The 1,162-nt window shown below is 68.2% G+C and carries 1 protein-coding gene; it reads left to right on the top strand.

Going from position 1 to position 1,162, the window contains the following annotated elements; genetic code table 11:
- On the top strand, positions 1–1,143 hold a 1,143-nt coding region (locus ACFVU7_RS45135; RefSeq protein WP_388052567.1), incomplete at its 5' end, for an acyl-CoA dehydrogenase family protein.
- Between the last annotated feature and the right edge of the window lie 19 nt (positions 1,144–1,162).

Raw genomic sequence — 1,162 nt, 5'->3', positions numbered from 1 at the left:
GACTTCGATCTCTTCCGGATCTCCGAGGAGCACGGGATGCTCCGTGAGGCGGTGCGTTCGCTGGCCGAGGCGAAGATCGCTCCGTTCGCGGCGGAGGTGGACGAGCAGGGGCGGTTCCCGCAGGAGGCGTTGGACGCGTTGCGGGGGAACGACCTGCACGCGGTGCACGTGCCGGAGGAGTACGGCGGTGCGGGGGCGGACGCGCTGGCGACGGTGATCGTGATCGAGGAGGTGGCGCGGGTGTGCGCGTCGTCCTCGTTGATCCCGGCGGTGAACAAGCTGGGGTCGCTGCCGGTGCAGCTGTCGGGTTCGGAGGAGTTGAAGGCGAAGTACCTGGGGGCGCTGGCGCGGGGCGAGGGGATGTTCTCGTACTGCCTGTCGGAGCCGGAGGCGGGTTCGGACGCGGCGGGGATGAAGACCCGGGCGGTGCGTGACGGGGACTTCTGGGTGCTGAACGGTGTGAAGCGCTGGATCACCAACGCGGGGGTGTCCGAGTTCTACACGGTGATGGCGGTGACGGATCCGGAGAAGCGGTCGAAGGGCATCTCGGCGTTCGTGGTGGAGAAGGGCGACGAGGGCGTGTCCTTCGGTGCGCCGGAGAAGAAGCTGGGCATCAAGGGGTCGCCGACGCGTGAGGTGTACTTCGACAACGTGCGGATCCCGGCGGACCGGATGATCGGTGCGGAGGGGACGGGTTTCGCGACGGCGATGAAGACGCTGGACCACACCCGGGTGACGATCGCGGCGCAGGCGATCGGGATCGCGCAGGGTGCGCTGGACTACGCGAACGGGTATGTGCGGGAGCGCCGGCAGTTCGGGAAGGCGATCGCGGAGTTCCAGGGTGTGCAGTTCATGCTGGCGGACATGGCGATGAAGCTGGAGGCGGCGCGGCAGTTGACGTACGCGGCGGCGGCGAAGTCGCAGCGGGGGGACGCGGATCTGACGTTCTTCGGTGCGGCGGCGAAGTGCTTCGCGTCGGACGCGGCGATGGAGATCACCACGGACGCGGTGCAGTTGCTGGGCGGGTACGGGTACACGCGGGACTACCCGGTGGAGCGGATGATGCGGGACGCGAAGATCACGCAGATCTACGAGGGGACCAACCAGGTCCAGCGGATCGTGATGGCCCGCAACCTCCCGTAACGCGCACACACACGCACCG

This window comes from Kitasatospora sp. NPDC058046, from assembly GCF_042885595.1.
Classification (GTDB): Bacteria; Actinomycetota; Actinomycetes; order Streptomycetales; family Streptomycetaceae; genus Kitasatospora.
Note: the sequence above shows the minus strand (reverse complement) of the source record. Positions and strands in the feature narration are given on the sequence as shown.